The following is a 5,731-nucleotide window of genomic DNA, read 5'->3' on the forward strand; positions in this document are numbered from 1 at the left end:
CCGGCGCTGGGACGGCGGCGGGCGCGGACGGCGCTGCCGCGGAGATCACCTCCGGACGCGGCGTGGCGGTGACCCCGGTGGCGGCGGAGATCGCGGCCCAGACAGCCGGCGGCGGTGGGACGGCGGCGACCGGGGCAGCCAGCTCGGGGACGGCGAGCGCGTCGACGCCGCGGCGCAGGGAGGCGACCTCCGCCTGGCACTGCGCGCAGGCGTCGAGGTGGGTGGCGTCGGTGGCGGGCAGCGGCTCGCGGAGGGCGGCCAGCGCCAGCTGTTCAGGCGTGCAGTGCTGCACCGTCCACCTCCAACCGTGTCCTCAGGCGTTCGAGGGTGCGCCGGATGTGGGATTTCACGGTGCCCAGCGGCAGGCCGGTGCGGTCGGCGATCTGGGTGTGCGTGAGGTCCTCGAAGAAGGCCAGCTCGATGATGCTCCGCTGCGGCTGGCCGAGCTGCTCCAGCTCGCCGAGCAGCAGCACGCGGTCGGCGACGACGGCGTCGACCTGCGGGCCGGTGGTGTCCGGCGCCGACCGGGCCTCGGTGATCGCGGCCTCGGCGGCGCGGCGCTGCCGGTCGCGGCGGGCCCAGGTATCGGCGATCTTGTGCCGGCACACGCCGACCAGCCACGCGGGTAGCGGGCCCTGCTCGGGGCGGTAGCCGGCGCGGCCGGTCCAGGCGGAGACGAAGACCTGCTGGGTGACGTCCTCGGCGTCCGGGCCCGGCCCGAAGGCGCGCACCGCCATCCCGTGGACCTGGCCGGCGAAGCGCTCGTAGGCCCAGGCCAGCGCCTGTTCGTGGCCGGCGGCGAACAGGCGGCCGAGCTCGGCGTCGTCGGGCTCGGGATCGGCTCCCGGCAGCGGTACGACGTCCGATGTCACCTACCCGACCCTAGCCGGACCGCGCCGCAGCAGCCCGGTCACGGCAGGGGCTGCGCGACGACCACGACGTTGTCGCGGTAGCTCCCGTACTCGGCGAGGAACGGTCCGCCGCAGGTGACCAGCACCAGGCGGGGCGCCCCCTCCTCCGAGAAGATCCGGTCGAGCGGCAGGACCTGCTTGTGGATCAGCTCCCGTGACACCACCCGCCAGCGGGTCTGTGTCCCGGCCTCGTCGGTCACCACGACCTGGGAGCCGGGCTCGACCTCCCGCAGCGCCGCCAGGGCGCCCAGGCCCTGGTCGCGGTCGTCGACGTGCCCGGCGAGGACCGCCGAGCCCTCCTCCCCTGGTGCCGGGCCGAAGCGGTACCAGCCGACCCGGGAGACGTCCTCGGGCAGCAGCATCTGGCCGTCGGCGGCCACACCGACGGGGTCCAGCGGTGCGTCGATGCCGAGAGAGGTCACCGTGAGCCACGTCGGTTCGGGTCGCTCGGGCGTCGCCGTGGGCGCGGCGTCGCGCACCGCCACCTCGGGCAGCCACCCCGGGCTCGCCGACGCCTGTGGCGTCGGCGAGCCCGGCGACGGCGGCGCAGGGCTCGCCTCGGGGAGAGCCTGCTCCACCGGTGCGCCCGCCGCCTCCGGCTCCCGGGTCAGCTGCCAGGTGACCGGCGTGCCGATCGCCACGGCCAGCCCGAGCACCACCCCGGCTGCTGCGGGACGCATGGTCGGCCTCCCCCTCTCCCGGATCAGCTCCGAGAGGTCGCCAGCCGGCGGGCGGCGATGCCGGCGGCGGCCAGGCCGGCCAGCGACAGTGCCACCAGCGGCGCCGGGACGCCCTCGTCGTCGACCAGGCCTGCGGTGCCGCCGGGGACGCCGGACGGCGCGGAGTCGGCGCCGGGGATGGTCTGGACGGCGAGCTCGTAGCCGGCCTCCTGCGAGCCCCAGGCGTACACGGCGGTGGTGGCGCCCTCGGGCAGGGTCAGGTCCGCCGGGCCGATGGCCACGGTGTCGGTGCCGGCGAGGACCACGTCGGCGGTGACGGTGCCGGCGGGCACGGTGAGGCTCTCCTCGTTGGGGTTGGTCAGCCCGTCGATGACCACCTCGCCGCCGACGCGGACGTCGACGGCGGGAGCGGCCGCGACGTGACGGACGGACAACCGCGCCTGGCCTGCCGGGACGGCGGAGGTGTCGTTGACGAACGGTGTCAGGGCCGGCTGGCCCTCGGGGGTCAGGTGGGCGACCACGGTGGCGTTCGCGTCGGCCGTGACGTCGACCGTCTCGGAGACGATCGGGTCGCCAGACGCGTCCGGGGCGTCGGCCGGGTAGAGCGCGATGTCGTACTCCCCGGCGGGCAGCTGCAGCGGATCGGTGAGGGTGCCGGGCTGGAAGTCGTCGATCAGCCGCTCACCGTCGGCGTAGACGTCGACCCGGGTCTCCGGCACGCCGTGCAGGACCGAGACGGTCGCGGTGTGGTTGTCGGCCAGGGCCGGGGAGGCGCCGAGGGCGAGCAGCGTGCCGGTGGCGCCGGCGGCGAGCACGAAGGCGGTGCGGGAACGAGTCACGGGAGCGGTCCTTCCGTCGGTGGTGAGGTACCTGACACCTCTCCTTCCCGGGGACCCGCCGTCCCGGATGCAGCCCGGTCACCGGCCGGCTCCCCCGGCCGCTCCCTCCTCGAGCCGATCGCGACGTCCCGGTGGCGACACGCCAGGTGGGGACGGTGGGTGTCGGGACGGCGTGCTCAGGCCGGCACGGAGAGCGAGACGCCGAAGTCGCCGTCCGGGTCGGTCCACCAGGACGTCACGCGCAGCCCGGCGGCGGCCAGCTCGGCCTCGACCCCCTCGCGGCGGAACTTGGCCGACACCTCGGTGCGCATCTCCTCTCCGGCCGCGAACGGGACGTCGAGGTCGAGGGCGGCCAACCGCACCACCTGGTCGGTCCGCGAGCGCAGCCGCATCTCGATCCACTCCTGCTCGGCGTCCCACACCGCGACGTGCTCGAACGCGTCGGGGTCGAAGTCGGCGTCCAGCTCGCGGTCGAGCACGCGCAGCACGTTGCGGTTGAACTCCGCGGTCACCCCGGCGGCGTCGTCGTAGGCCCGCACCAGCCGCGCGGGGTCCTTGACCAGGTCGGTGCCCAGCAGGAAGGAGTCGCCCGGCTGCAGGGTGTCGGCCAGCTCGGCCAGGAACGCGGCTCGTGCCTCCGGCTCGAGGTTGCCGATCGTCGAGCCGAGGAAGGCGACCAGCCGCCGTCCCGACTGGGGGAGCTCGCCCAGGTGCCGGGTGAAGTCGCCGACGACCGCCTCGACCTCCACGCCCGGGTACTCGGCGGTGATCGCCGCCCCGGCGGCCTGCAGCACCGACGGGTCGACGTCGCACGGCACGAACCGGCGCAGCGTGCCCGTGTCGCGCAGCGCGGTGAGCAGCAGCCGGGTCTTCTCCGACGTCCCGCTGCCGAGCTCGACGAGCACGTCGACGCGGGCGGCGGCGGCGATGTCGGCGGCGTGCGTCTCCAGCACGGAACGCTCGGCGCGGGTCGGGTAGTACTCCGGCAGCCGGGTGATCTCGTCGAACAGCTCGCTGCCCCGCTCGTCGTAGAACCACCGGGGCGGCAGCGACTTCGGTGTGGCGGTCAGACCGGCGAGGGCGTCGGCGCGCAGCGCGTGCGCGGCGTCCTCGGGGGCGAGGTGGCTGGTCAGCGAGATCGGCACGGTTCTCCAGTGATCGTTAGGACAGGGGGGTCAGCGTCAGGCCGTCGGGGGTGACCTCGACCAGGGAGCGGTCGGGCACGTCGGTCCAGGCCGGGTCGTCGTCCCAGGGCTCGCTGGCCAGGGCGGTGCCGTCGGACGTCGTCAGCGCCGAGAGGGTGTCGCCCCACGTGGTGGCCAGCAGCCGGGTGCCGTCGGCGGCGAGCAGGTTCAGCCGGGCGGTCGGGTCGGCCGCGGCCACCTCGCGCACCGTGGCGCCGAGGGCATCCATCCCCCGGTCGAACACCAGCGCCGCCAGCAGCGCGCTGTCGACGGTGGACTCGGCGTCGCGCGCCGGGGGCAGCACCGCGCGGTCCACCCGGCCGTTGTGCGACAGCAGCCATCGCCCGTCGGTGAACGGCGCCGCGGCGCTCTCCTCCAGCGGCATGCCGACGGTGGCCGAGCGGACGGCGGCCACCACGCAGCCCGACGAGATCACCAGCGCGACCGAGGCGAACGACGGGTCGCCCCACAGCGGCTTCGCCGACCGCCAGCGCGCCGGCTGCGCCCGGCCGGGGGTGTAGAAGCCGACGCCCCAGCCGTCGGCGTTGAGCGTGCCGTACCGCTGCCGGCGTGGAGCCCACGACTGCACCAGCAGCGAGGACGGCGGCTCGAGGACCAGCTCGGCCAGCGTCCGGGGCCGGCCCAGCCAGGCTAGGTGGCGGCACACGGGTCAGGCATCCCAGGCCAGCCGGAACCCGCTGAAGACCTGCCGGCGGATCGGGTGGTCCCAGTTGCGGAAGCTCGGCCGCAGGATCGAGGCGCCGACGGCCCACGAGCCGCCGCGCAGCACCCGGTAGTCGCCGCCGAAGAAGGGTGCGGAGTAGTCGGCGTAGAGCATCGGCCGGAAACCGGGCCACGGGGTGAACTCCGAGGAGGTCCACTCCCAGACGTCGCCCATCAGTTGCTCCACGCCGTAGGCGGAGGCTCCTGCGGGGTAGGCGCCCACCGGGGCCGGGCGCAGTGCGTCGCCGCCCAGGTTGGCCAGCGCCGGCGACGGCTCGGCCGAGCCCCACGGGAAGCGGCGGCGCCTCGCCAGAGCCGGATCCCAGACGGCAGCCTTCTCCCACTCCACCTCGGTGGGCAGCCGCGCGCCGGCCCACGCCGCGTACGCCTCGGCCTCGAAGAAGGTGACGTGCTGGACCGGTTCGTCCGCCGGGATCGTCTCGACCACGCCGAACCGGGTGCGGGTGCCGTCGGTGGCCCAGAACTGCGGCCGCTGCAGCCCGGTCTCGACCCGGTGCGCCCAGCCCCGCTCGGACCACCAGCGCCGGTCGTCGTACCCGCCGTCGGCGACGAACGCCGCGTACTCGCCGTTGGTCACCGGCACCCGGCCGATCCGGAAGGACGGGACGTCGACGACGTGCGCCGGCCGCTCGTTGTCCAGCGAGAACGGCTCGTCGGCGGCGTCCACCCCGAGCACGAACCCCCCACTGGGCACCAGCGCCGAGGTGCCGGCGACCCCGGGCCGCCCGGCCGGCAGCGGCGCCCCGGCGCCGAGCAGCGGCGGCCCGGCGCGCAGGTTGAGCGCCTGCAGCATCGTCTCGTCGTGCTGCTGCTCGTGGCTGACCACCATGGCGAAGTGGAACGGGTCGTCGTCGGCACCCAGGCGCTCCAGCCGGTCGAGCACCCGACCGCGCACCTCGCCGCAGAAGGCCCGCGCCTCCACCGGTGGCAGCAGCGGCAGCCGCGCGCGCACCGCACGGGGATGGGTGAAGGCGTCGTAGAGCGCCTCGACGTCGGCCGGCAGCAGCCCCTCGCGCCGGGCGTCGCCGCGGCGCAGCAGCCAGAGGTCCTCCTGCTGACCGATGTGCGCAAGGTCCCAGACCAGCGGGCTGAGCAGTGGGGTGTGCTGGCGCAGCAGCTCGGGCTCGTCGTGGTCGGTGAGCCGCAAGGTGCGCTCGCGGGCGGTGGCGAGGTCGCGGGCGAGAGTCTCGGTCAGGTCGCTCATCGAGGAGTGGCCTCCATGGCTGAGAGGAGGGCGGCGGCAGCGCCGCCGGCCCGGGCGGTGTCCAGCAGGGCGTCGCCGGGGCAGCGGCCCCGGTCGACGAGGTCGGCGAGCGCGTCGACCTCCGGCCGTAGCGCGGCGGGGACGGCGGCGCAGGCGGCGGCCAGGCAGG

Annotated in this window: 6 protein-coding genes and 1 pseudogene; all 7 read right to left on the reverse strand. The window is 75.6% G+C overall.

Annotated features, from left to right (window positions below; translation table 11 throughout):
• A pseudogene (locus tag E4P41_RS21020) lies at positions 1-292 on the reverse strand (ABC transporter substrate-binding protein); the annotation flags it as partial.
• Positions 273-872 carry a sigma-70 family RNA polymerase sigma factor gene (locus tag E4P41_RS21025; protein WP_135143147.1) on the reverse strand — a complete coding sequence of 200 codons (600 nt, stop codon included), beginning with the start codon at positions 870-872 and terminating at the stop codon, positions 273-275. The pseudogene E4P41_RS21020 and the gene E4P41_RS21025, both read right to left, overlap by 20 nt.
• 38 nt (positions 873-910) lie before the next feature.
• Positions 911-1,591 (reverse strand): class F sortase, encoded by a 681-nt coding sequence (locus tag E4P41_RS21030; protein WP_135143148.1) that lies wholly within the window; start codon positions 1,589-1,591, stop codon positions 911-913.
• A 23-nt stretch (positions 1,592-1,614) separates the two neighbouring features.
• Positions 1,615-2,430 (reverse strand): DUF4397 domain-containing protein, encoded by an 816-nt coding sequence (locus tag E4P41_RS21035; RefSeq protein WP_135143149.1) that lies wholly within the window; start codon positions 2,428-2,430, stop codon positions 1,615-1,617.
• Positions 2,431-2,606: 176 nt separating this feature from the next.
• Complete coding sequence (gene egtD / locus E4P41_RS21040; RefSeq protein WP_135143150.1) at positions 2,607-3,575, reverse strand: L-histidine N(alpha)-methyltransferase; 969 nt, start codon at positions 3,573-3,575, stop codon at positions 2,607-2,609.
• Between the two features lie 16 nt (positions 3,576-3,591).
• Complete coding sequence (gene egtC, locus E4P41_RS21045) at positions 3,592-4,281, reverse strand: ergothioneine biosynthesis protein EgtC (protein ID WP_135143151.1); 690 nt, start codon at positions 4,279-4,281, stop codon at positions 3,592-3,594.
• A gap of 3 nt (positions 4,282-4,284) precedes the next feature.
• Positions 4,285-5,562 (reverse strand): ergothioneine biosynthesis protein EgtB, encoded by a 1,278-nt coding sequence (egtB, locus tag E4P41_RS21050; protein WP_135143152.1) that lies wholly within the window; start codon positions 5,560-5,562, stop codon positions 4,285-4,287.
• Positions 5,563-5,731 lie beyond the last annotated feature (169 nt).

Origin of the sequence: Geodermatophilus sp. DF01-2, assembly GCF_004571065.1 — a bacterium.
GTDB lineage: Bacteria > Actinomycetota > Actinomycetes > Mycobacteriales > Geodermatophilaceae > Geodermatophilus.

Excerpts from the sequence above, each read along its gene's own strand:
- E4P41_RS21030 (WP_135143148.1), bottom strand. The coding sequence starts at position 1,591 with ATGCGTCCCGCAGCAGCCGGGGTGGTGCTCGGGCTGGCCGTGGCGATC.
- egtB (WP_135143152.1), bottom strand. The coding sequence starts at position 5,562 with ATGAGCGACCTGACCGAGACTCTCGCCCGCGACCTCGCCACCGCCCGC.